Origin of the sequence: Nocardia sp. NPDC050630 (assembly GCF_044457245.1) — a bacterium.
Classification (GTDB): domain Bacteria; phylum Actinomycetota; class Actinomycetes; order Mycobacteriales; family Mycobacteriaceae; genus Nocardia.
In genome coordinates this window covers 64,295-85,766 of the sequence record NZ_JBITGN010000015.1, presented here as the reverse complement: position 1 = coordinate 85,766, position 21,472 = coordinate 64,295, and the positions used below count along the sequence as shown (strand labels likewise).

Annotated in this window: 22 protein-coding genes; 13 read left to right on the top strand and 9 right to left on the bottom strand. The window is 64.4% G+C overall.

What is annotated here, in order from left to right; all coding sequences use genetic code 11:
• Positions 1-207: 207 nt before the first annotated feature.
• The gene (locus ACIBG0_RS30490) at positions 208-759 is read left to right on the top strand and encodes a hypothetical protein (RefSeq protein WP_397037105.1); all 552 of its coding nucleotides are present in this window, start codon (positions 208-210) and stop codon (positions 757-759) included.
• 79 nt (positions 760-838) lie between these two features.
• Here ACIBG0_RS30490 and ACIBG0_RS30485 read toward each other — a convergent pair whose 3' ends face one another.
• Positions 839-1,717: a hypothetical protein gene (locus ACIBG0_RS30485; protein WP_397037103.1), complete on the bottom strand. Its 879-nt coding sequence runs from the start codon at positions 1,715-1,717 to the stop codon at positions 839-841.
• Between the two features lie 635 nt (positions 1,718-2,352).
• Here ACIBG0_RS30485 and ACIBG0_RS30480 point away from each other — a divergent pair.
• On the top strand, positions 2,353-2,694 hold the full coding sequence (locus ACIBG0_RS30480) for a hypothetical protein (protein WP_397037101.1): 342 nt from the start codon (positions 2,353-2,355) through the stop codon (positions 2,692-2,694).
• A gap of 50 nt (positions 2,695-2,744) precedes the next feature.
• Positions 2,745-2,906 carry a hypothetical protein gene (locus ACIBG0_RS30475; protein ID WP_397037099.1) on the top strand — a complete coding sequence of 54 codons (162 nt, stop codon included), beginning with the start codon at positions 2,745-2,747 and terminating at the stop codon, positions 2,904-2,906.
• A 14-nt stretch (positions 2,907-2,920) separates the two neighbouring features.
• Here ACIBG0_RS30475 and ACIBG0_RS30470 read toward each other — a convergent pair whose 3' ends face one another.
• Positions 2,921-3,634, bottom strand: coding sequence for a DsbA family oxidoreductase (locus ACIBG0_RS30470; protein WP_397037097.1), 714 nt, complete (start codon positions 3,632-3,634; stop codon positions 2,921-2,923).
• 259 nt (positions 3,635-3,893) lie between these two features.
• Between ACIBG0_RS30470 and ACIBG0_RS30465 the strand changes: the two genes are divergently transcribed.
• Entirely contained in the window at positions 3,894-4,529 is a 636-nt protein-coding gene (locus ACIBG0_RS30465) for a hypothetical protein (RefSeq protein ID WP_397037095.1), read from the top strand.
• A 9-nt stretch (positions 4,530-4,538) separates the two neighbouring features.
• Here ACIBG0_RS30465 and ACIBG0_RS30460 read toward each other — a convergent pair whose 3' ends face one another.
• A complete protein-coding gene (locus ACIBG0_RS30460) occupies positions 4,539-5,474 on the bottom strand; it encodes an alpha/beta hydrolase (protein WP_397037093.1) in 936 nt (311 codons plus the stop codon).
• A gap of 46 nt (positions 5,475-5,520) precedes the next feature.
• Between ACIBG0_RS30460 and ACIBG0_RS30455 the strand changes: the two genes are divergently transcribed.
• Positions 5,521-5,901 carry a MerR family transcriptional regulator gene (locus ACIBG0_RS30455; protein WP_397037091.1) on the top strand — a complete coding sequence of 127 codons (381 nt, stop codon included), beginning with the start codon at positions 5,521-5,523 and terminating at the stop codon, positions 5,899-5,901.
• A gap of 152 nt (positions 5,902-6,053) precedes the next feature.
• Here ACIBG0_RS30455 and ACIBG0_RS30450 read toward each other — a convergent pair whose 3' ends face one another.
• Positions 6,054-6,386, bottom strand: coding sequence for a hypothetical protein (locus tag ACIBG0_RS30450; protein ID WP_397037089.1), 333 nt, complete (start codon positions 6,384-6,386; stop codon positions 6,054-6,056).
• Between the two features lie 362 nt (positions 6,387-6,748).
• On the opposite strand from ACIBG0_RS30450, the gene ACIBG0_RS30445 reads away from it, so the two are divergent.
• Genes ACIBG0_RS30445 through ACIBG0_RS30435 form a run of 3 tightly spaced genes read left to right on the top strand, consistent with a single transcriptional unit; the run spans position 6,749 to position 10,208 of the window.
• Positions 6,749-7,837 (top strand): helix-turn-helix domain-containing protein, encoded by a 1,089-nt coding sequence (locus ACIBG0_RS30445; protein WP_397037088.1) that lies wholly within the window; start codon positions 6,749-6,751, stop codon positions 7,835-7,837.
• On the top strand, positions 7,834-9,282 hold the full coding sequence (locus tag ACIBG0_RS30440) for a pyridoxal phosphate-dependent aminotransferase (RefSeq protein ID WP_397037086.1): 1,449 nt from the start codon (positions 7,834-7,836) through the stop codon (positions 9,280-9,282). Before ACIBG0_RS30445 ends, ACIBG0_RS30440 begins: the two co-directional genes overlap by 4 nt.
• Entirely contained in the window at positions 9,279-10,208 is a 930-nt protein-coding gene (locus ACIBG0_RS30435) for a hypothetical protein (RefSeq protein ID WP_397037084.1), read from the top strand. Before ACIBG0_RS30440 ends, ACIBG0_RS30435 begins: the two co-directional genes overlap by 4 nt.
• A 56-nt stretch (positions 10,209-10,264) precedes the next feature.
• Here ACIBG0_RS30435 and ACIBG0_RS30430 read toward each other — a convergent pair whose 3' ends face one another.
• The 3 genes from ACIBG0_RS30430 to ACIBG0_RS30420 form a co-directional block, all read right to left on the bottom strand.
• Positions 10,265-11,419 (bottom strand): permease, encoded by a 1,155-nt coding sequence (locus ACIBG0_RS30430; RefSeq protein ID WP_397037082.1) that lies wholly within the window; start codon positions 11,417-11,419, stop codon positions 10,265-10,267.
• A gap of 35 nt (positions 11,420-11,454) precedes the next feature.
• Complete coding sequence (locus ACIBG0_RS30425) at positions 11,455-12,579, bottom strand: metallophosphoesterase (protein WP_397037081.1); 1,125 nt, start codon at positions 12,577-12,579, stop codon at positions 11,455-11,457.
• Between the two features lie 118 nt (positions 12,580-12,697).
• Positions 12,698-13,618, bottom strand: a complete 921-nt coding sequence (locus ACIBG0_RS30420) for an esterase/lipase family protein (RefSeq protein ID WP_397037079.1) — start codon at positions 13,616-13,618, stop codon at positions 12,698-12,700.
• A gap of 199 nt (positions 13,619-13,817) precedes the next feature.
• Between ACIBG0_RS30420 and ACIBG0_RS30415 the strand changes: the two genes are divergently transcribed.
• From ACIBG0_RS30415 to ACIBG0_RS30400, 4 genes are all read left to right on the top strand, one after another.
• Positions 13,818-15,014 carry a lipase family protein gene (locus tag ACIBG0_RS30415; RefSeq protein WP_397037077.1) on the top strand — a complete coding sequence of 399 codons (1,197 nt, stop codon included), beginning with the start codon at positions 13,818-13,820 and terminating at the stop codon, positions 15,012-15,014.
• A 107-nt stretch (positions 15,015-15,121) separates the two neighbouring features.
• The gene (locus ACIBG0_RS30410) at positions 15,122-17,143 is read left to right on the top strand and encodes an ArnT family glycosyltransferase (RefSeq protein WP_397037075.1); all 2,022 of its coding nucleotides are present in this window, start codon (positions 15,122-15,124) and stop codon (positions 17,141-17,143) included.
• 164 nt (positions 17,144-17,307) lie between these two features.
• Positions 17,308-17,880, top strand: a complete 573-nt coding sequence (locus tag ACIBG0_RS30405; protein ID WP_397037073.1) for a TetR/AcrR family transcriptional regulator — start codon at positions 17,308-17,310, stop codon at positions 17,878-17,880.
• 102 nt (positions 17,881-17,982) lie between these two features.
• A complete protein-coding gene (locus tag ACIBG0_RS30400) occupies positions 17,983-19,005 on the top strand; it encodes a medium chain dehydrogenase/reductase family protein (RefSeq protein WP_397037072.1) in 1,023 nt (340 codons plus the stop codon).
• A gap of 8 nt (positions 19,006-19,013) precedes the next feature.
• Here the strand turns inward: ACIBG0_RS30400 and ACIBG0_RS30395 are convergent, their stop codons facing one another.
• Both ACIBG0_RS30395 and ACIBG0_RS30390 read right to left on the bottom strand, forming a co-directional pair.
• On the bottom strand, positions 19,014-19,457 hold the full coding sequence (locus ACIBG0_RS30395; protein WP_397037071.1) for a hypothetical protein: 444 nt from the start codon (positions 19,455-19,457) through the stop codon (positions 19,014-19,016).
• A 9-nt stretch (positions 19,458-19,466) separates the two neighbouring features.
• The gene (locus tag ACIBG0_RS30390; protein ID WP_397037069.1) at positions 19,467-20,129 is read right to left on the bottom strand and encodes a DJ-1/PfpI family protein; all 663 of its coding nucleotides are present in this window, start codon (positions 20,127-20,129) and stop codon (positions 19,467-19,469) included.
• A 178-nt stretch (positions 20,130-20,307) separates the two neighbouring features.
• Here ACIBG0_RS30390 and ACIBG0_RS30385 point away from each other — a divergent pair, with 178 nt between their 5' ends.
• The gene (locus tag ACIBG0_RS30385) at positions 20,308-21,252 is read left to right on the top strand and encodes a GlxA family transcriptional regulator (protein ID WP_397037067.1); all 945 of its coding nucleotides are present in this window, start codon (positions 20,308-20,310) and stop codon (positions 21,250-21,252) included.
• The last annotated feature ends 220 nt before the right edge of the window (positions 21,253-21,472 follow it).

Below are 21,472 nucleotides of genomic sequence, written 5' to 3'. Positions count from 1 at the left end.
ATCCGGCGGGTCTGCGCGTAGTGCGACCGGGCGATCGACGAGAAACTCTCGATTGGAATCCGATCGCGCATCCCTAGGGGGTGAAAACCGACTCCGATTACGGAAACAAGTTATCGACATCAATCAAATCGGCGGAGCATCATTGTAGCTATCGGGGTGACGTTTGTCGGGGAACGTCAATGGAAATCGGAAATGATTGGAAGTCCAATGTTCATCAAGAAATTGATAACGACCGCCTTTATGGCCGTCGCGGCGACCAGCATAGCCACTGCCACCGCACATGGTGAGGGGATGCTGACCGATGTCAGCCTCAACGCTGCGGATGGCCCGATCGCCTACACAACTACCCTCGCGGCCGACCACACCAGCGCCCTGGTGAGCCTGGCCTCCGGCAGATTCGTCCTCGCACCCGATGCTGTCACGGTCCTCGCGGACAATGGTGCGGTAATCGGTAGCATCCCCACCACACTGCGTACCGAGGCCGGACAGAGTCTTGCGGTGACACCGTCGCTGGACAGCACCAGCACCCAATTGACCCTCACGCCGGTCGGTGGACCGACAACTGAGGCTGTCAACTCCCAGAATATGCCCGGCGTACATCAGGCCTGGGGACCGATTTCGGTCGCTGTCGGCGCAACCATCGGTTGCCTGGTCGGCGTTGCGATCGGCATCTGGTTCTTCTTGGTCGGCGCCATCGTCGGATGCGCGATCGGCACGGCCATCGGCGCGGTGATCGGCTTCTTCTCGCCGTTCCCGTGATCGGGCACGCATCGGAAGTCATCGAACACAATGCAAGCGGGCCGGGCGCCTATTGGCTGCCCGGCCCTCTCGTATGCCCTTACCTGCTCAGTGCCGTTTCGCGGGCCGATGGGCGGCGGTCGGCCGTCCTGGTTCGGCGGACCATCCGGCGGCGGACCTGGGGGTCGTAGACGGCCAGGTCGTCGTCGAATGCGAGTTGTTCCCAGAGGAATACGTTGGTTTCCTGCTGGGTCGACGGCTCCGGGGCGTTTTCCGTTGCGGTGACATCCGACTGGGGAGTGGAGATCAGGCGAACTGTGAAGCCTTGTTTGCGCAGGCTCATCGCACCGGCGGCCAATGCGGCACCGCATGCGGTAATGGCGGCGAGCGTCGCGGCGAAATCGAGACCGGCGCTGGCGATTCGGTGCTCACTGCCCACGAGGTTCGATGCCGAATTATCGCCGAAGAGCGAATTATTGCCGAAGAGCCAGCTGAAAAGTCCAGTATGGTTCGCGGATTCGGTGATTTCGCGCAGTTCCGGCACCTTGCCGTTGAGGTAGGCCAATGCGGCGAGCACGAAAAGGGCTGCCGCAGTGCTGCAGCCGAGCACCGAGTAGGAAAGCAGCCGGTTGCGAACCCGGAAATACATGACCGTCGAAACGACCGTGCCGGCGACCGCCAGGGTGGTGAGTACGGCCCAGGTGCTGCTGATGCTGACCACGGATTGGAATGAGCCGGTGGTGAATCCATCGATTCGGCCGAACGCATTCGAGGTGATCGTGCCATTGGGCCCGGTTGCCGAAATCCAGGGCTGGAACAGCAGTAGGAAGGTGAGCAGACCCAGACCCGGGGCGCAGAGATAGGCCCAGTCCGATCGTAGGTCGAAACGTGGTGCGGTCACCTCGCCGATGAGATCGTCATCGTTCTCGGAGCGACCGAGCTGAACATCTTTTTCTTGCCAAGGCGTTGTGTGTGCCATTTCTAACCACACCTGCTGTGCCACTTCCGGATTAGCGGAAGCGGACGCTGCGGGGCATGTCCTCCTGGGACGAATAATAGGAATTGGTACAGACGACATCGTCTGTTAACAGGAAGTTACGTTAGGACTCCTCGGTCTGCTGGGCAACGTGACACCATGCACACGAAACTTGTGAAACAGCCGTGATCAGCCCATCGTCGAGAACGATGAATTCTATGAAATGTGCTCTCTCGTAGGTGTTTTCACGACGCGTATCTCGGCAACGGCGCTGCGCGGGCACGGCCTCGATGATCACGCCGGTTGTGACCCGATAGACAGACACGTCGGGATGCCTACCAGCGCATCGGGTTCGAACTACCGAGTGCGCGCCAGTAACCGGTACCGCCCCCCGAGCCCATCCAGCAGTGATTCGAGACCGACCTCGAATGCGTCCCGATCGATGCGCTGCTGCCGCTCGGCGAGCAGATGCGCCTCGTTCAGGTGCGGGTATTCCTCGGCATAGACCTCGGCGTCGGCGGGGAAGCCCGCGGCGAAGGAACCGAGTGACGAACCGTGCCCGGATCAGCGCGACGATTTCGCGAACATCGCCAGCGATGATCCCGCTGCGCACGGCGATCGCACCTACACTGGCCCGCATGTCTGTGCCACGGATGCTCGCATTGTCCGCGTTTGCCCTGCTCGCGCCGCTTGCCGGGGCGGCTTGTTCGTCCGAAGGGACCGGGTACAAGTCCGAGTGTCAGGTCAGTGGCTGCACGGTCACATTCACGCGTGGGGTGAATGCCAAGGCGAGTGTGCTGGGGATCGAGGCAGAACTCGTTGCGGTGAAAGGTAATACGGTCACGTTGAAGGTGGGCGGTCAGCAGGTCGATATTCCGGTCGGGCAGACCCAACCCGCCAATGGGCTCAGCGCCACGGTGCAGGAGGTCACCGATGACAAGGTCGTGGTTCGGCTCACCACGGGTGTCAATGGAAATTGATGCGCTTCTTCGGAAATTCGAGGCAAAACCGATAAGGCTATCGTCGAACTATGGGCGTTATGGGTGAACTGTTTCCTGGGCAGAAGCTGACCGATGAGGGCAGTGCGGACAGCGACGGTCAGGTGCACCGTCCGCGCGTAGAGATCGATCTCGAGGCCGGTGTAGTGCGGCTCGGTCCTCCTGTCGAGTCGACCGCGGAAGAAGCCGAATAGAACTGTCCCGCAAGTTAATTGCCTGCCGGCAGCGCACATCCGTCGGGCCCGCAGACCGCGCCGCCGCCGATGGTTCGAATGACCGGTTCCCGATCGGCCCACGCCTGGTCCAGGGCTTGGGCGAAGACTTCGGGAGGTTGGGCGCCGGAGACGCCGTATTTGCGGTCGAAGACGAAGAAAGGCACACCCCCGGCGCCGAGTTGGGCGGCTTCCTGTTCGTCGGCACGGACGGCTTCGGCGTAGGCATTCGGGTCGTCGAGCACGGTGCGGGCGGCTGATTCGTCGAGTCCGGCGGTAACGGCGAGGCGTACCAGGCGCTCGTTATCGGCGAACAAGGACTGCTCTTCGGCGAAATTCGCGCGGTAGAGGGCATCGAGGAGGGCGTCCTGTTTGCCTTCGGCGAGTGCGAAGTGCAGCAGACGGTGCATATCGAAGGAGTTGCCGTAGTCGCGGCCCTCGGTCAGGTACGGCAGGCCGATCGCGGCGGCTTGTGCGCCGATGCCGCGGTCATTGGCGGCCGCCTGCGCCTCGCTGATGCCGTACTTGTGCGCGATCTTGGTGATCACTGGGCCGGATTCGTCGGCGGGCAGGGTCGGATCCAATTCGAACGAGCGGTGCACCACCTCGACGTCGGCGCGGTGCGGGAAGTCCGTCAGTGCCTGTTCGAACCGCTTCTTGCCCAGATAGCAGAAGGGGCAGTTGATATCGGTCCAGATCTCGACCCGCACGGCCGTCCTCGCTCTCGTTCGAATCCCCGCGATGGGGAACAGTTCTGCTATCGGATCTGTTCCCGCGCGTGTGGTTCCCACTGGAGGTGAGTTCGCGTGTTCTTCGCCACTTTAAGCTGAGTTCATGGAGCAGCCGAACGCCTCCCGAGCCATTACATCTCGACGCGCGACCGCTTCGCCGAGACCGAGGCAAGGCCGCGCCGCGGAGTGGGCCGATCTCCGGGCGCGGCTGGAACCGCTCCGATCTTATTGGGGCTACTTGCTGGCAGCGGTTGGCAGTACCGCCACCCTCCTCCTGCTGTTCCAATCGTGGATCACCGCGCAGGGGCCCGACGGCAGGGTCGCTGCCAACGCCTTCGGTCGGCTCGAAATAACCACGAATGCCATGAACGCCTGGTCTAAAGTGGCGCCCAAAACCCCGCCGGTCACCGGTATGTGGGCCATTCTCGCCAGTGCCTCCATCATCATCGCGATTTGCGCCATCATGCTGAACATTCGACTCGGCCACGAACTTCTCGCCCGTCTGACGATGATTTCGTTGGCGTGTGCCGCACTTTTCGTGATCCTGTGCTTGATCTACCTCAATGGCAAAGGCGCCGAACTCAAGGCGATGACTGGCCGCACCTATGACTTGGGCGGCCAGATCGGACAGATATTGAACTGGGCTACCGGTCGAGGCAAACTGGTCGTCCCTGGCACCAGTACCGGCAGCTATGCATCCGCTGGTCTTACCCACTGGGGATTTCTCGCCGTGGTGACCTCGCTCGGTTCGACTATGGCCGCCGTCGCGCAATGGCTGCTTCTGCGTCGCGCGTCCGACAATCCTGTCCGCCTGTCGTGGCGGATGCCCGTTGTCATTTCGCGAGCACCTACGAATCCCGACACCACCACCTGAGCAATTTCGCTACCGAGCGAATGCCTTTCGCAGTGCCGTCGCGGCATCGAGTCGGGCGCGCTTGCTGTCGTCGAAGGGATGCCGGACGAATTCGTGGATCATCCTCGGATAGCGAGTGACCGCGACCGCAACCCCTGCCTCCTCGAGTCGCTCACCGTACTGTTCGCCCTCGTCCCGCAGGGCGTCGTATTCGGCGGTGACGATGAGTGCCGGAGGTAGTCCGGCCAGATCAGGGGCAAGCAGTGGGGAAACCCGCGGGTCGAGCTTCTCCTCGGCATTGTTCAGGTAGCCGTCCATGAACCAGTGCTGGGCGTCGCGGCTGATATTGCCGTACTTGCCCGCGAACTCCGTGATGCTGAAATTCGTTCTGCGGAAATCCAGATCGGGATAGATCAGCAGCTGGAAAATCAGCGCCGGACCATCGTTATCGCGTGCCATGTGCGCGACAACCGCCGCCAGATTGCCGCCCGCACTGTCGCCGCCGACGGCAATGCGAGTGCCGTCGACACCGATGCTCGCCGCATGGTCGGCGACCCACTGTGTCGCGCTGTAGCAGGCCTCGGGTGCTGCCGGAAACTTGTGTTCCGGAGCCAAGGGATAGTCGACCGAGACCACGACGCATTCCGCACCGTTGGCCAGACTGCGGCACAGTCCGTCATGGGTGTCCAGATCGCCGAGCATGAAGCCGCCGCCGTGGAAAAACACCAATGCGGGGAACGGGCCTTCGCCATCCGGTGTGTAAATCCGGAGCCCACCTATGCCCGGGACAGTGCGGTTCTCGACATTCGCAACGGGTTCCGGTTCGCCGAGTAGGGCGATCTGTCGCCGCCATCCCTCGCGGGCCTGGGCCGGTGTGAAGGTGTGCACCGAGCCGAAATCGGCGCGGGCCAGACGGTCCAGATACGCCTGAACTTGCGGGTGCAGCTCTTCCTTTGTTTCGCTCATTGGCCTATCGTCTGACTTGAAGCATGCTTCAAGTCAAGGAGTGCTGATGCTCGATATCGCGGAAGTGGCCGCGCGGTCCGGATTGGCGCCGTCGGCGCTGCGGTACTACGAGAAGCGCGGGCTCATCGAATCCGACGGGCGCAACGGTTTGCGGCGCACCTACCGGCCCGAGGTCGTCGACCGTCTGGCGCTCGTATCCTGTGCTCGCGCAGCGGGTTTCACCCTCGCGCAGATCGCACGTTTCCTCGTGGCCACGCCAGCCGATACCGAACTGCGCCGCCATATGGCGGACAAGGCCCGGCAGTTGGACGAGGACATCGCCCGCCTCATTCGCATGCGCGACAGCCTCCGTCACGCCGCCACCTGTACCCACCAACCGCTGGTCGAGTGCCCCGACTTCAAGCAGACATTCGGTTCGGTGCGGTAGCGAGCAGGGGGCGCAACCCGAAATTCGCTGACGGGTGGGCGCCCTCGAGCGATTTCGCCATGTGTGAAACGGGGTCCGGCGAGTTCGACTCGCCGGACCCGGTTTCGGCGCAACGTCAGGTGGCGCCGACCCCTCCGCGGCGCCAACTACCGTTACGCGGCCGGTGTGGTCGGTACCGCGATGCGGCAGTCGGCGCCGGCTTGCCGCCGGTCGCGTTCGACTATGCGGGCGTGCAGCAGCACGACCGCCTTGGCCAATTCGAGGCCGAGGTCGGCGGCCCGGATGGCGGCGATTTCCATGGCGAGCACGTAGTCTTCCGGATCCGGATCGCTCAGGGTCTCGTCGAGCACCATGCCGGTCATGGCCTGCTCCCGGGTCAGCATTCGGCCGGGCAGCCAGCTCAGAACCCAGCCGCAGCCGGTGTAGCGGGCTGTTTCGGGGGTGATGTCGCTGGTGATCAACCAGCCGGTCCGCCTCAGTGTCATGACCCCTCCCTTGGTCGATCGAACTCATCTGTCCCGGAAATCGATCGCCGGATCAGATGTGACGCTGACAACAATGCTATGGATCGCCACTTCTGGATGTCAACTAAGCATAGAAGCTATCGAATGATATTTATTAGTCAATATTGCTTAGTTTCAGGCAGATTCGGATCGATGTATCCGTAATCTGCCCCGCGCGAGCAGCTTTGAGTGGCACAACGCAGAACCAAGCGCCTTGGTATCGGAGCCGCTTCGCGCAATATCCGCCCGTCCGTGCGCATTCCAGCGATCGATCAGAAAACTTTCAATATTGCCACCGCTGTTTTGCGACGTAACGTGGCTATGATGTCGTCGGATGACACATCGTGAGCATTGAAGAATCCGAGCGCAAGGATGGAGACGCAATGGCTGGCTCAGGGCCGGACGGTGAGCAGGTCGGGGATCTGGTCCGTCGGCTCCGCACGGAACGCGGGTTCACCCAAGCCGCACTCGCGGCCAAAACAGGTTGTTCGCGCAGCCTGATCCAGCAGATCGAGAACGGGACTCGGGTGCCACCGCTACCGCTGCGCGAACGGCTCAGCCTGGCGCTCGGCCAGGAATTGCCCACCACCGACGGTGTCGCCGACGATCTCGTCGGCGGCGCGTATCACGATTTGCGCATGCGTTTCAATGTGCTGCTCGGCAAGGACCCTGAACTGGTCGAGCGGGCGCTCGGCATCGCGGGCAGTCTGATCGATGCGACCTCTGCGCGGGAGGAGATCGAACCGCTGCGCATGATCGCGGATCGGCAGTTGGAGCGCGCCGAGGAAATCCTGGCGCAGATCCCATCGCGCAGCGCGACCGTCTGGGAATGGAATACCGTCAGCGACTGGTTGATCATCCTCGAGCAGGCCAAGGCGTCCGTGCGTGCGATCCACACCGCCGACCTCGGGACCATCGGCGGCGATGTCGGCGATGACTATCACGCCGCGATCCTGCGCCTGGCCGATACGACCCATCCGCCCCGCATCGATGTGAGACGCATGTATGTCCTCGACACGATCGAGGATGTGTGGCCCTATGACGACAAATTGTGGAAGCAGGCGCGTTCCGGTGTGGAGAGCGTGCTGGTCAAGCGCGAGCACGCGCGCAATGCGCAGAGCATGCTCATCGTCGACGAAAAGTACGTCGCTGTCGGTGAATACGACTATTCCCGGCAGGCGCGTGTGGCGACCCGGTTCTCGGCCTTGAAGCACGATGTCGCATTCGCGGTGCGCCGGTTCGAGCGCCTCTATGAGCTCAGGATCGCCGGTTCGGGCATTGTCGTCAACGATATCGTCGCGTCACCGGCGCTCGCCGGTTACGAACGTCTCACCGAAGGTGATTGCCGCGTCCTGTTTCGTGCGGCGTTGGAACAGAGTTGGCGCGAGATGACCGCGCCGGGAGAGCCGTCTTTCGAAAGTGAGGTGTCGTGACTCGGCAGGCTGACCACGATCGGCTGCCTTGGCGGACACCGGCACCCAGCCTGGCCGCCCGCACCAATCGCTCCGAGGAGCGCAAGCGGGAAGTGCGTCGGCACCTGGGTGCGCGACCGCAGTTTCCGGGGACGGGCGACCGGACGTATTCGGACGTGCTGGACGCCTACCACGGCGAGACCGGGCTGCCGCTGGCCGACAGTGCCGTAGCCGCCCTGGATCTGGCTTGGCGCGAACTGATGCATACCCAGCCACCGGACGAATACGCCGACGGCACGCTGTATCACAAGCGACAGCCGCTCGTCTTGCGAGATTTGGCAGCGCAGAAACTGTTCGGACGATTGGCGCAGCCGATCGACGGGGTGCCTGGAGTCCGGGTGTCGGCGGAGGAGGTCATTGTCTGCCCGTACTCGAGCACCATGCTGCTGGAGGAGGCGGTCGCGACACTGGCCCGACCCGGTGGTGTGATCGTGTACCCGGAAGGCCTCTACAAGAGTTCGGGCATTCACGTCGAGAAGTACGGTCTGCGGATGCAGGCGTGCCCGGTCGCGCCGGACGATTCTTTCAAGATCGATCCGGCCTTGCTGGCATCCTGCTTGGACTACTTCACCGAACGTGACGAACTGTGCGGGGTGCTGCTCACCCTGCCAGGGAATCCGGTATTCACCGACTATTCGGCCGAGGAGTTGCTGGCGATCGGTCGGGTGCTGGTTGCCAGTGGGGTACCGGTCATCTGCGATATGGCCTTCGATTGCATGGTGGAAGAGCACATTCCGATCGCCGCGGTGGCGGTCGAGTCCGACGACGGCGTGCGTCGGTTATACGATCAAGTGCTCACCATTACTGGAAACTCCAAGGGCTACAACGCCTTCGGGCCGTGCAAATTGGGCGCGGCCTGCTCGGGCGACGCCGAATGGCTGGCCAGGATTCGCCAGCGGCTGACCATTTCCTTCCAGCGTGAGTCGACGCATCTGGCGCGGGCGGTTGTCGAGCACACACCCGAGAGTTATTTCGCGCAGAACCGCATACGGATGGTCGAGCAGTTGGATCGCGCGCACCGTCACATCGACGCGATAAATACTCGGCTGGGTGCGAAAGTTATTCGGCCGCTGGGTAGTCGGCACGGCATGTTTCTCACCGTGGTCTTCGACGAGGCGGTCCTCGGCAAGGCGGGCGTCGAAACCAGCGCGGAGATAGAGGATTTGCTGCTCGCCGGTGCCGGAATCGATAGTGTCGCGCTGGATCGGACCGGATCCGAGCGGCTCGGTGTCCGATTCAATGTGCTCGCGCCGCGCAAGGCGCCTGGGCGTGAGTCGGCGGATCTGGTCGACGAATTGTTCGACCGGCTCGAACAGCTTTTGTCCGCGATCCAGAATGGGCTTACCTACCCCAAGGTGCTGGCCGAGCGCGGTCTGCTCATCATCGAACATGCTGTGGGACAATGATTGTCGGAGTCTTGCGGGAGACCGCAGCTGAGGAGCGGCGCGTCGCGCTGATACCGGAGGATGTGCGCGGACTCGCGGGCGTGCGGGTCATCGTGGAGCGCGATGCGGGCCGGTCCGTCGGGTTCGACGACGCGGACTATGTTGCGGCGGGGGCTCAGTTGGGCGATCGCGCGGAGATTTTCGCGCGCTGCGATGTTGTGGTTTGGGTGAAACCTCCGGCCTACCAATTGGATTCGGTACGTCCCGGTATGACTCTCATCGGGTTCCAGGACCCGCTGCACCGCCGGGACGTAATTGCGGCATTGCGCGCACGCGGTATCGAATCCGTCGGCTATGAAGCCGTTCCGCACTCCCGTCCCGATATCGATGCGCTCTCCGCGATGAGCCGGATAGCGGGCGAGATCGCCTATGAGCAAGCGCGCCAACTCCGATCGACCGAGGGACCCGTGCGCTCTTTGATCCTCGGCTGCGGACAGGCCGGACTCGCCGCGATCGCCGCGGCGGCCGCCCACGGCGACGAGCCGACCGCAATGGGCAACCGCAAGGAACAGGAATCCGCGGCAATCCTGCGCGGTGCCAAGGCATTCCTACCTGATCCTGCTGGGCTGCTCGCTCATCTCACCGCCGAATCGCCCGCCCTTATTGTCTGCGCCGCCGTGCACCGCGGTTCCCGCGGCCCGATACTGCTGGACGCTCCCGCGTTGGACTCGCTCCGCCCCGGGACGGTGATCATCGACCTCGTCGCCAAATCCGGCGGCAATTGCGTCGCCACGGTCCCGGATCGCACCATAACTCTGCCCAACGGAGTGATCGTGACGCATCGGTCGAACTACCCGACCCTGCGTCCGGTGGAAGCCAGTCATGCCTACAGCGCGGCCACGGCGGCCCTGCTCAAAAACCGCATTGCCTTCAGCGCCGAACCATGATGGGTGCGTGCCTACACCATGGATATGGCCGCCCAAGTCGAACAGGCCTGGCGTCGCTACGTCATGTGATCGTGCTCGGTGTCGGGGGAGCCGCCCATCATGCGCAGCATCGGGATTCCGCCGGTGCGCACGAAGATCGTCCCCAAGACCGCGGCAAGGGTGAGGAAGGCGATATTGAGCCAGGTGGTGTAGTTCCAGCGGATGCCTTCCGCCATCACCATGGCGTCGCGCTCGGTGGGGATGAGATCCGCTGTGCCGAAGAGGATTTCGACTAGGTATCCGGCGCCGACCATCGCGGTGTAGAAGGTGCCGAGCAGGATCATGGCCATGCGGGTGCCGTAGTACTTGCGGTAGATATTGAGGATCGGCAGGATCAGCAGGTCGGCGTAGATGAAGGCGATGACGCCGCCGAAGCTGATGCCACCGTTCCACAGCACCGCCGCCAGCGGCACATTGCCGATCGAGCAGACGAACGACAGGATCGCCACCAGTGGCCCGATGATCGGTCCCCAAATGGCCGACCACAGTGGATGATCGGTGAGGAAGAAGTTCTGCCAGAACCTCTCCGGCACCCATGCGCCTATCGCGCCCGCAATGAGCAGTCCGATGACGAGGTCGCGCAGAATCGCGGCCCATTCCATCACGAATACGTGTGAGACTGCTATCAGCCCTGGCCGCGAGAGCAGCCTTCGTATGAAGGAGCCTTCGGCGGCGACCGTCATATCCATGGCGGCATGGCCTTCCATTGATCCGGCGAGACCGCGGTCGGCCTGGCGACGCGCCTCCTCGACGAGCCTGGACCGCACGAACAATCGGAAGAACACCGCGAGCAGCACGATCATGATCGGCCCACCGACGAATTCGGCCGCGGTGAACTGCCAGCCCATCAGCAGCGCCAGGATGACGCCGAGTTCGATGACGAGATTGGTGGATCCGATTTCGAACGCCATCGCGGCGGTGAAATTCGCACCCTTGCGGAACACTGAACGTGCCAGCGCCACGGCCGCATACGAGCACGACGAGGAGGCCGCGCCGAGTCCGGCGGCAATGGCGAGGGTGCGCGGCCGATCGTCGCCCATCAGGCGCAAAATGGTCGACTTGCGCACCACGGCCTGCACGACGGCAGACAGTGCGAAGCCGAGAATAAGAGCCCAGAGGATCTCCCAGGTCATCGACCCGGCCAGGGCTAGCGCGTGCCCGATAGCGTTCACTACGTGACGCTATACCCGTACCGGGCGGGTTTCATTCAGGCGCTGCGCAGGACCAGGACGGTGATTTCGCTGGGCGCGAAGACCCGGAATTGCGGACCCCAGAACCCGGTGCCACGGCTGGTGTAGAGCTGGGTGTGCTCGCCGTGGCGGCTCAGACCGGCGACTACGGGTTGTTCGAGGCGGACCAGATAGTGGAAGGGCCAGATCTGGCCGCCGTGGGTGTGGCCGGAGATTTGCAGGGCGACCCCCGCCGCCGCGGCTTCGGCAACTTGCCTGGGTTGATGGGCCAGCAGGATCACCGGTGCGTCCGGGTCCGCGCCAGCGAGAGCGGCGGGAAGGTCGGGCCCGTGACCGGGCACGCTGACGCCGGTCGGGTCGTCGATGCCCGCCAGTACCAGCCGGTCGCCGCCGCGGGTGATCGTCTCGTGTTGGTTGTGCAGCGGCTGCCAGCCGATCGAGGTCATATGCTCGATCCAGCCGGGCGCGTCGCCGAAGTATTCGTGATTGCCGGTGATGTAGAACCGGCCGAGCGGAGCGTCGATCTTGCCGAGCGGATCGACCTGCGGATGCCGCTTCTCGACCGAACCGTCCGCGAGATCGCCTGCGTGGCAAGCAATATCGGGCTGCTGGGCGTTCACCACCTCGACGACCTGCTCCGACCAGCGCAACCGGTCCAGCGCGGCGTAATGGGTATCGGTGATGACCACCATGCGCAGTCCGTCGAGTGCGGGTCCGAGCCCGCGAATCGCGACATCGACAGTGCGAACCCGAGGTACCCGGCGCGCCTCGACGACACCCCATACCGACAGTGCGGCGGCGATCACGAATACCCCGGCGGCGACGATCCTGGACCGCACCGGATCGTCCATGCCACCGACGGCCAATCCGAGTCCGACCACATTGCCGATCACCGACCAGCTGAAAACCACCCACATCAAGCCGAGCAACGTGTCGCCGACAATGGACGCGGCATCATGCTGCCTCGGTCCATGACCGAGAAACATCGATGCGGGCAGACATACGAAACCGGCCAGAAAAACCGCCGAACCGAGCCAGAACAGCGGCCCGTCGGTGGTGGCGCCGATCAAGGTCCACCAAGGCACCAGGAACAGCAGGGCGGGAATCGCCAGAAACAGGACGATACGCGGAACGTATTTCACCAGAGTTCATTTCTCGCGGGGGACGGTGCGGCGCACGGTCCCACCACCGGAGCACCATGGGCGCTGTCGACGATAACAGCGTTAACGCAACTGCGCCGGGGCCGGTAGTCCGCGCAGGTCAGCCCTGGCAGGGGCGGCCGCCGTACGACGGATCCAATGCTTTCTGCACGACGTAGCCGACGGTCGGGGATCGCGGCAGCGCACCGTGGTCGAACTCGTCGTCCGGGCACAGGTCCTGCACCCAGATATTGTCGACCGTCGCCCCGATTCCGGCGGTGAGAAAGGTGGCCTCGGGTGGAGTGACGACCCGATCGAGATGGCTGGCGATAACCGTGTACTTGACTCCCGGCTCGGTATCGCCTCCGGCATTGAGGCTGCGCAAGAATTCACTATCGATCAGTTGTTGTGACGCCGCCGTGCCCAGATATCTAGTGATCAGGCCGAGGATCGGCGCCTGTGCACTTCCGGTGGGCAGCAGAAAGCCGAGCCCTTCCGCGGTGGTTCCGTGATTGGTCGCCGCGATGGTGACCAGATGGTCCACCTTGTTATCCGCCGGATTCCGCTGATCCGCGCCGCCCTCGAAGCGCATGAACTGCCGCACCAGCGGGCCGCCCTGGGAATGGGCGACGATATCCACCTGCGGTGCATCGGTGGCCGCACGTACTTCATCGACGAATCTCGCGATTTCCCTGGCCGAATTGCGCATATCCGCGGTGCCGTAGACGCCGGGTTGCGCACCTCGGATGCTGGAGATCGCGCGCCCGTAACTCAGCGAGAACACGCAGTATCCCTGCGCCTTCAGCTGTGGTGCGAGCACATCCCAGGAGTTCTGATTCCCCCAGGTGCCGTGCACGAGGACAACGGGTTGTGGATGCGCCGCCGACGGACGGCAGGTCCAATCATTGGCACCGGCCGGTGGGACGCTGCCGTCCGGATGGGCATCGTCGGCAAGTGCCGGAGTGCGCACGCCGAAGAGAGTGCCGATGAGTACCGCGGACAAGATAATCGGTAGGAGAAGACGCGAACTTTTCGCAAACACCGCAACGCTCCTTCGCTCACAAACCGGGACCTGCAAACGAAACACGCCATCGGCTCGGTTAGCTGGGCCGAAACGGCTGACAATCGCCTGGTTAATAACATGACAGCGAACTCTTGGCAAATATGCTCGGTCGGTTGGCGAGTCGCGGAAACACCGATGGCACGATGGTGTGTGTGTTCGCTCGAGAGGAACCCGATTCATGCGCAGCACACCGCATTCGGTAATCGCCCTGCTCGCCGCGGCGCTGCTGGTTGCCCCGGCCTGCGGGTCCGATAACGCACCGGCGGTCGCGCGCGGCGAGGTGGTCAGCAGCACGCCGGTCGCACAGCTGTCGGAGGAACAGGCTGCGACCTATCTGGCCGACGCGAATATCAGCACTGCCGTACGCAATGGCGTCGACGCTTATCGCGTCGTCTACCGAACCGTCACGCCGGATGGGGATCCGACAACGGCGAGCGGGCTTGTCGTCCTGCCGCGTACCGATTCTCGGCGACTACGTGTGGTCACCTACGAGCACGGCACGCTGGTGCTGAAGAGCGACGCGCCCTCGATGAACGACACGCGCCCTGATCGAGCCCGCACCATCATGTTCGCAGCGGCGGGCTACGCGGCCGTCGCGCCGGACTACCTCGGCCTCGGCGAAGGCCCTGGCGCACATCCCTACACCCATGCGCCTTCGGAGGTCAGCGCCTCGCTCGATCTGCTGCGCGCGGCCCGCACCATGGCCGCCGGACAGCGGCACGACCTCGACCCGGCTGTCCTCGTCACCGGCTTCTCCCAGGGCGGCCAAGCCGCGACGGCGCTGGGCAAGGCGCTACAGGCCGGTGACGCACCCGGCCTCGGACTCGCCGCGCTGGCACCGATCAGCGGCCCCTACGACGTTCAGCGCGTCGAGACACCCGGCGCCATCGAGGGGCGGGTCCTCCCGGCGGCCGCGGTCTTCTTTCTCGCCTACTGGATCACCGCGATGAACCGGATCTACCACCTCTACGACCGGCCCGCCGACGCCTTCCAGGAACCCATTGCCGATCGCATCGAACAACTCTTCGACGGACAACACAACGAGATCACCATCGGCACCGCCCTACCCGTGCGCCCCGAGCTTTTGCTGACGCCGAAGTTTCTTGCCTTGGCACAAGATCCGACCGGACCCGCGCGCGACGCGGTATCCGCTAGCGACGGCACCTGCGACTGGACTCCGCGCGTTCCGGTCCACCTCTACGCCGCCACTGGCGATCGAAACGTGCTCTATGCGAATGCTGAACACTGTCAGCAAGCCATGCGCACCGACCGGGCCACCCTCACCGACCTCGGCGATATCGACCACTCCGCCACTGCCCGCGTCGCGCTCCCGCAAATTCTCGACTGGTTCCAACGCGAAATTCCGGCCACTTGACCGCCGAGCCGGTCCGATCCCATGGTCACAGCGGTTAGGGACAGGCTCACAGCGGACTGCCAGGAAACGCAAAGGGGGTCCACCGGGACGGCTGTGATACTCCCCAGGTGACAGTGACCAGTGCTCCGGCGTCCCTGCCCGAAACCACCCCACCCGATACGACGCCGCCCGATAAGAACCCGCCCGCACCCGCGACAGCGTTGCCACCGATACGGCGGTGGGAGCGCGCTGGGTTGGCGGTGCTACTGATCGCGACGGCGGTGGCCTATCTGTGGAATATCACCGTCAATGCCATGGGCAATGGCTTCTATGCCGCTGCGGCCTGGTCGGGTTCGCGGGACTGGAAGGCGCTGCTGTTCGGCTCGCTGGATCCCGGGAATTTCATCACGGTCGACAAGCCGCCGGTATCGCAGTGGGTGATGGGGCTTTCCGGTCAGCTGTTCGGTTTCAGCAGTGCGAGCATGCTGATACCGCAGGCGCTCATGGCCGTCGCGACGGTCGCGCTGATGTATGGCGCGGTGACCAGGGCGGCGCAGAGCCGCGGTGCGGGACTGCTCGCCGGTACCGTCTTCGCGGTGACCCCGGTGGTCGCGTTGATGTTCCGGTTCAATAATCCGGATGCGGTGATGGTCCTGCTCATGACGGCGGGCGCGTACTGCACGATCCGAGCGCTGCGGCAGGCGAGTGTGCGCTGGCTGATGCTGGCCGGTGTCGCGCTCGGCTTCGCATTCCTGGCGAAGATGCTCGAGGGATTGATGGTGTTGCCCGCATTGGGCATCGCTTATCTGGTCGTCGCGCCGACCAAGCTGCGCACCCGACTGTGGCATCTGCTGGCCGCCGCGGCCGCGCTGGTCGTCTCGTCCGGCTGGTTTGTGCTGCTGACCGTACTGTGGCCGGAATCCTCGCGGCCGTATCTGGCCGGATCGACGAATAACACCTTCATGGATCTGGTGCTCGGCTACAACGGGTTCGCCCGCTTCCTCGGCCGTAACCACAAGGGCGGCAATCGCTTCGAGCTCCCACCCGGTTACGAAATGCCGCACACCACCGGCGGCGGCGGACAGGGGTTCGGCGGTTTCGGTTCGGGCCCGGACCGGCTGTTCACCGGCGAAATCGGCTATGAGATCTCCTGGTTGCTGCCCGCGGCGATCCTCGCCTTCGTCCTGGTGCTGGCATCGCGGTGGCGCGCACCGCGCACCGATCTGGTCCGTGGCGCGGCATTGACCTTCGGCCTGTGGCTGATCATCGACGGCATCGCCTTCTCCACCATGAAGGGCGGCATGCACGCCTACTACACCTTGGCGATCGGGCCCGCCGTGGCCGGGATGTTCACACTCGGTGCGCACGAAATGTGGCGTCGCCGCGCCGAGTTATTCGGTCGAATCGGTTCCGGAGCACTAATTCTCACTGCCGGTGTATGGGCATTCGTTGTGCTGCAGCGGAATTCGGATTGGCAGCCGTGGCTGCGCTGGACGGTTATGGTGATCGCGGTGCTCGCGGCGGTCGGACTGGTTGTCGCATCGCTTCCGGTCGCGGGGCGGCGGCGCCAGCGGGACCGGGTGGTCTCGGTGCTGGTGATCGCCGGCGTCATCGCCGGTCTGGGTGGTTCGACGGCATATGCGGTGGCGACGCTGCCGCAGTCGCATACCGGCGGCGGGCCGACGGTCGGTCCGGCGAAGGCACGTAAGCCCGATTCCCAGCAGCAATCCCCGATGGGCCGGATCATGGGCGGCAACTTCACCGAGCCGCAAGTGGTGCGCATGCTGAGCGACACCACGACCCGCTGGTCGGCGGCCGTTGACCGCTCCTCGACCGCGGCGACCCTCGAATTGGCCAGCCGCACAGCGGTTATCGCGATCGGCGGCTTCACCTCCGAGGATCCGGTGCCAACCCTCGACCAGTTCCAGGAACTCGTCCGTACCCACCAGGTCCGCTACTACCTGGCACAGGAGGTTCAACTGCCCGATTCCTGGCGAGTGCACGACCAAGGCGATAACGCGCCGGCCTCGGAAGACGAGCCGTGGCGACCCATCGGCCACAAGGACATCGGCGACTGGGTCGCGGCGCACTACCAGGCAGTTCACATCGGCAATGTCGCGGTCTACGACCTTGCCGCGACACCGAACTGAGGAAACCGTCGCCTGCGGCTCCAATCCCGTTCGGGCACGGTCGATTACGGTCCTTGCACGCCCCGCTCGTACTCGGCGCCCGCCGGAGCGGCTCGGGTGCAGCGCTGGTCCGGCGAATCTCGATGGTGGACGGGAAGGGGAGGAGTGAGTGTATAGTCACTCATATGAGTAGGCGCGGTGTTGTTCTTTCTACGTCGGAGATCCGGCGCGAGGCGGTGGTCGATGCCGCGATCGCCGCATTCGCGCAGACCGGATATCACGGGACGCCGATCAATACCGTTGCGGCGCGGGCGAATATCTCGCCCGCGTACGTATTCAAGCTGTTCCCCGGCAAGATCGCGCTCTTCGTCGCGGCATTGGACCGGTGCTACGAGCTCGTCGAGCGGGCGCTGGCCGCGGGTGCCGCGCGGGTCGACGGCGCCGCGCCCGACGCGATCCTGCACGAAATGGGCGGGGCGTATGCGGAGTTGATCGCCGATCGAAATCTGTTGCTGCTGCAGGTCCATGCGCAGTCGGCGGTCGATATTCCGGAGGTCGCCGATGCGGTGCGCCGCGGGCTCGAGCGCGTGACAACCTTCGCGAAAACGCGCTCCGGCGCCGATGACGCGGCGGTGCAGCGCTTCATCGCATACGGCCAACTGTGTCATCTGATCACCACGCTGGAGCTCGATGGTCTCGATGCCGACTGGGCGCGCATGCTGAGTGCCGGTATTCGGCATGTCGACCCGACGAAATGACGATTATCTGAGGTCGTCGCTGTCCTGACGTCTGCCCCTGCGGGGGCACTTTTTTCAACCTAAAGGTGACTGTTCAGTCACTCACTGTGAAAGGTGGAAACCATGAACACCCTGGCAACCCAGATTCTGCTGCCCGGCCCTGTCGACCCAGCGGGCTTGCAGGTCACCCACCGCGAGCTGCCCGCCCCGGCCGATGGTCAGGCCATGATCGCCGTCGAGGCCAGCGGCGTCTCCTTCGCCGAACAGCAGATGCGCCGCGCGAAGTACTACGACCAGCCGCCGTTCCCGTTCGTGCCCGGCTATGACCTCGTCGGCACGGTGACCGCGATCGGACCCGGCGTGGATACGGCATTGCTCGGCCGACGCGTCGCCGCATTGACGAAGGTCGGTGGTTGGTCGAGTCATATCGTGCTGACGGCAGCCGAACTGGTTCCGGTGCCCGACGGCCTGGATCCCGCGGCGGCCGAAACCTTCGTCGTGAACGGCATTACCGCATGGCAGATGCTGCATCGCATCGCCAAGGTCCGGGCGGGCCAGACCATTCTGGTGCACGGCGCCAATGGTGGTGTCGGCTCGACGCTGGTGCAGCTCGCCCGCCACGCGGATATTCGGGTTATCGGCACGGCGTCGGCACGGCATGCCGAGGCCGTGACAGCGCTGGGCGCGGTGCCGGTCGACTACCGCGGCGATGTGGCTGCGCAGGTTCGAGCGCTGGCACCAGAGGGGGTCGACGCGGTCTTCGATCATGTCGGCGGTCCGGGGATCGTCGACTCGTTCCGTCTGCTCGCGCCGCACGGCACGCTGGTCTCCTATGGCACCGCGGCCACCAAGAATGATCCGGGTAACTCACGTCTCCCGGTGCTCGCGCTGGTGGGCCGACTGATCTGGTGGAACGTGTTGCCCAACAGGCGAAATGCGCACTTCTTCAATATCTGGGCTGGTAGCCGCAACCGCACCCGGTTCCGCGCCGCGATCGCGGCGGATCTCGGCGCGGTATTCGAGTTGGCCGCGGCGGGCAGCTTGCGTGCACAAGTGGCCGCTCGTATTCCGTTGACCGAGGCCGCTCGTGCGATGGAACTCGCCGAATCCGGCTCCGTCACCGGCAAGGTCGTCCTCGTGCCTTGAAATCCAGGTCATGCCCCGGTTGTCGAACCGGGGCGAACGATCATCAAGACGGTGACCACCGCCCACAGCAGATTGAAAATGCCGGTGAGCATGGCCAATTGGGCGGTGGCGGGGATGGTTTTCGGGAGGGCGGCGAGGATACGGGATTGGTCGGGCAGGATCGCCAGCGCGAGGATTCCGGCGGCCGCACCGGTCAGGGCAATGGATGCGGTGAGCCAGATATCACTGAGGACACCGAGACTGGCGGCGGTGGCCAGCCCGAAGACCGGGACGGCGAGACCGATGGTGGCGTAGACGCGGCAGATGCGATGCAGGTTGCGTGCGACGGCCAAGCGGTGCGGGTCGGTCTGGACCTGGCGGACGGTGGCGGGGAACATGCTGGCCGCCACCGTTACCGGGCCGATGGCGATTATGGCCGCCAGAACATGCAGGGAAAGTAGAAGTTTCGTCACGGGCGGCGCTCAGATTGCGATGGCGGGGGTGTGGCCGGTGTTGCGCCAGACGGTGCCGCGGCGCTCGTGAGCGATGAGCTTTTCCACCGCATGCGCGATGCGCGGACCGAGTTCGCGTTCCAGCAAGTACAGGCCGAGGTCGAGGCCGGAGGTGACGCTCGCACCGGAGATCAGATCGCCGTCGTCGACCACGCGGGCATCGATGGCATTGACGCCCGTGGCGGTGAGAGTGTCCATTGCCATGCGATGGGTTGTCGCCGAACGCCCTGTGATCAGGCCCGCCATCGCGAGAAGCAATGACCCGCCGCAGACCGTGGCGACCGTCGTATCCGTGCGCTCGATTGCTTGCCGCAGTAGTGCGGGGAGATCGGTGCCGAGGCTGCGGGCCAGGATCATCGCAATGGTGTCCGGCCGTTGATCGTTCGGCCCATCGGGCAGCTTGCCGACCGCGCCGGGGACCACGACGAGGTCCGCTCGATCCGGATCCAGTCGGGCGGTTGCCGCGAGCGAGATCGCAGGGATGCCGCTGGTCACCTGGCGCGGGCCCTCGGCGGAGACGAATTCGACCGTCGATTCGCCGTCGGTCAGGAGTCGTCCGGCATCGAGCACCTCGAATGGTGCGATGACATCCAGCGGGTCGAATCCGTCGAATAGAACGAACTGGGCGAGCACCGTATCGGCTCCTTCATGTTGTCGGTGCTGTTGACGGTAATGATCGCCTGGCTACGCCGGAACTGGCGAAATTGCCAGAGATCAACGGATTCTCGCCAATGGTGCTGATCTGCAGGGAACAGCAATGTCGCAGGTCACACCAGTTGGCGGGAACCTGTCGTTCGCCTACGGTATCCGCATGCACACCGTGGCAGTCCTCGCACTGGACCAGGTCCTGCCCTTCGACCTCTCCACGCCGATCGAATCCTTCACCCGCAGCCGCCTACCCGACGGTCGTCCCGCCTACCGGGTCCGCGTCTGCGCAGCCACGCCGACGGTGGAAACCGAACTGTTCACCATCAAGGCTCGCTGGGGACTGGAAGCACTGGCCGAGGCCGACACGATCGTCCTGCCCGGCTGTGCGGACCCCACCGTTGCGGTTCCCGACGAGGTCATCGAGGCGCTGCGCGCGGCCGCCGCCAATGGCACCCGCATCGCCTCGATCTGCGTAGGCGCATTCATCCTCGCCGCCACCGGTCTGCTCGACGGACTGCGTGCCACCACGCACTGGCTTGCGGCCCCCACCCTCGCCGCCCGCTATCCCGCCATTGACGTCAACCCCGATGTGCTCTACGTCGACAACGGTCAATTCCTCACCTCCGCGGGCGCTGCCGCCGGAATCGACCTGTGCCTGCACATGATCCGACGCGATCACGGTTCCGCCGTGGCCGCCGATGCCGCCCGCCTAGCCGTCATGCCATTGGAACGTGAAGGGGGACAGGCGCAGTTCATCGTGCACGACCAGCCGCCGACACCGCAGGGTGCGTCGATGGAACCGCTGCTGCGCTGGCTGGAGGAGCACGCCGCGACCGCACTCACCCTGGAAGATGTTGCGATCCACGCCGGTATGAGCTCACGCACCCTCAACCGCCGCTTTCGCGAACAGACCGGTACCACCCCGCTGCAATGGCTGCATCGCGCCCGCATTCGCCAGGCCCAATACCTGCTCGAAGCCACCGATCATCCGGTCGACCGCATCGCCGCCCAGGTCGGCTTCGGTTCACCCACCGCGTTCCGCGACCGCTTCAAACGGGTAGTCGGCACCAGCCCGCACAACTATCGAACCGCCTTCCAGAGCCGCTAGCTCACATCGCCCTCGGCGCAGTGCGACGTGGCCAGCTGCCGGACACCAGGTTGCCGACCGTCTGCTTCTACCCCTTCCCGCGGTGGTGATCGAAGCGCGGGACCGGCCGGAACAAGTCGGAATTACCGACGGCGGTGCACATCTCGTGCGACCCGATCAGATCATCGTCTGGCGCGCAGATCACGCCGCCGGACCCGGCCGCCGAGCTCACTCGTGCGTT

What these genes read in the sequence shown, in the direction of transcription:
- ACIBG0_RS30485 (WP_397037103.1), bottom strand. Translation starts at nt 1,717, where the DNA reads ATGGCACACACAACGCCTTGGCAAGAAAAAGATGTTCAGCTCGGTCGC.
- ACIBG0_RS30415 (WP_397037077.1), top strand. Translation starts at nt 13,818, where the DNA reads ATGCGCAGCACACCGCATTCGGTAATCGCCCTGCTCGCCGCGGCGCTG.
- ACIBG0_RS30460 (WP_397037093.1), bottom strand. Translation starts at nt 5,474, where the DNA reads ATGAGCGAAACAAAGGAAGAGCTGCACCCGCAAGTTCAGGCGTATCTG.
- ACIBG0_RS30405 (WP_397037073.1), top strand. Translation starts at nt 17,308, where the DNA reads ATGAGTAGGCGCGGTGTTGTTCTTTCTACGTCGGAGATCCGGCGCGAG.
- ACIBG0_RS30400 (WP_397037072.1), top strand. Translation starts at nt 17,983, where the DNA reads ATGAACACCCTGGCAACCCAGATTCTGCTGCCCGGCCCTGTCGACCCA.
- ACIBG0_RS30490 (WP_397037105.1), top strand. Translation starts at nt 208, where the DNA reads ATGTTCATCAAGAAATTGATAACGACCGCCTTTATGGCCGTCGCGGCG.
- ACIBG0_RS30480 (WP_397037101.1), top strand. Translation starts at nt 2,353, where the DNA reads ATGTCTGTGCCACGGATGCTCGCATTGTCCGCGTTTGCCCTGCTCGCG.
- ACIBG0_RS30455 (WP_397037091.1), top strand. Translation starts at nt 5,521, where the DNA reads ATGCTCGATATCGCGGAAGTGGCCGCGCGGTCCGGATTGGCGCCGTCG.
- ACIBG0_RS30450 (WP_397037089.1), bottom strand. Translation starts at nt 6,386, where the DNA reads ATGACACTGAGGCGGACCGGCTGGTTGATCACCAGCGACATCACCCCC.
- ACIBG0_RS30385 (WP_397037067.1), top strand. Translation starts at nt 20,308, where the DNA reads ATGCACACCGTGGCAGTCCTCGCACTGGACCAGGTCCTGCCCTTCGAC.
- ACIBG0_RS30475 (WP_397037099.1), top strand. Translation starts at nt 2,745, where the DNA reads ATGGGCGTTATGGGTGAACTGTTTCCTGGGCAGAAGCTGACCGATGAG.
- ACIBG0_RS30435 (WP_397037084.1), top strand. Translation starts at nt 9,279, where the DNA reads ATGATTGTCGGAGTCTTGCGGGAGACCGCAGCTGAGGAGCGGCGCGTC.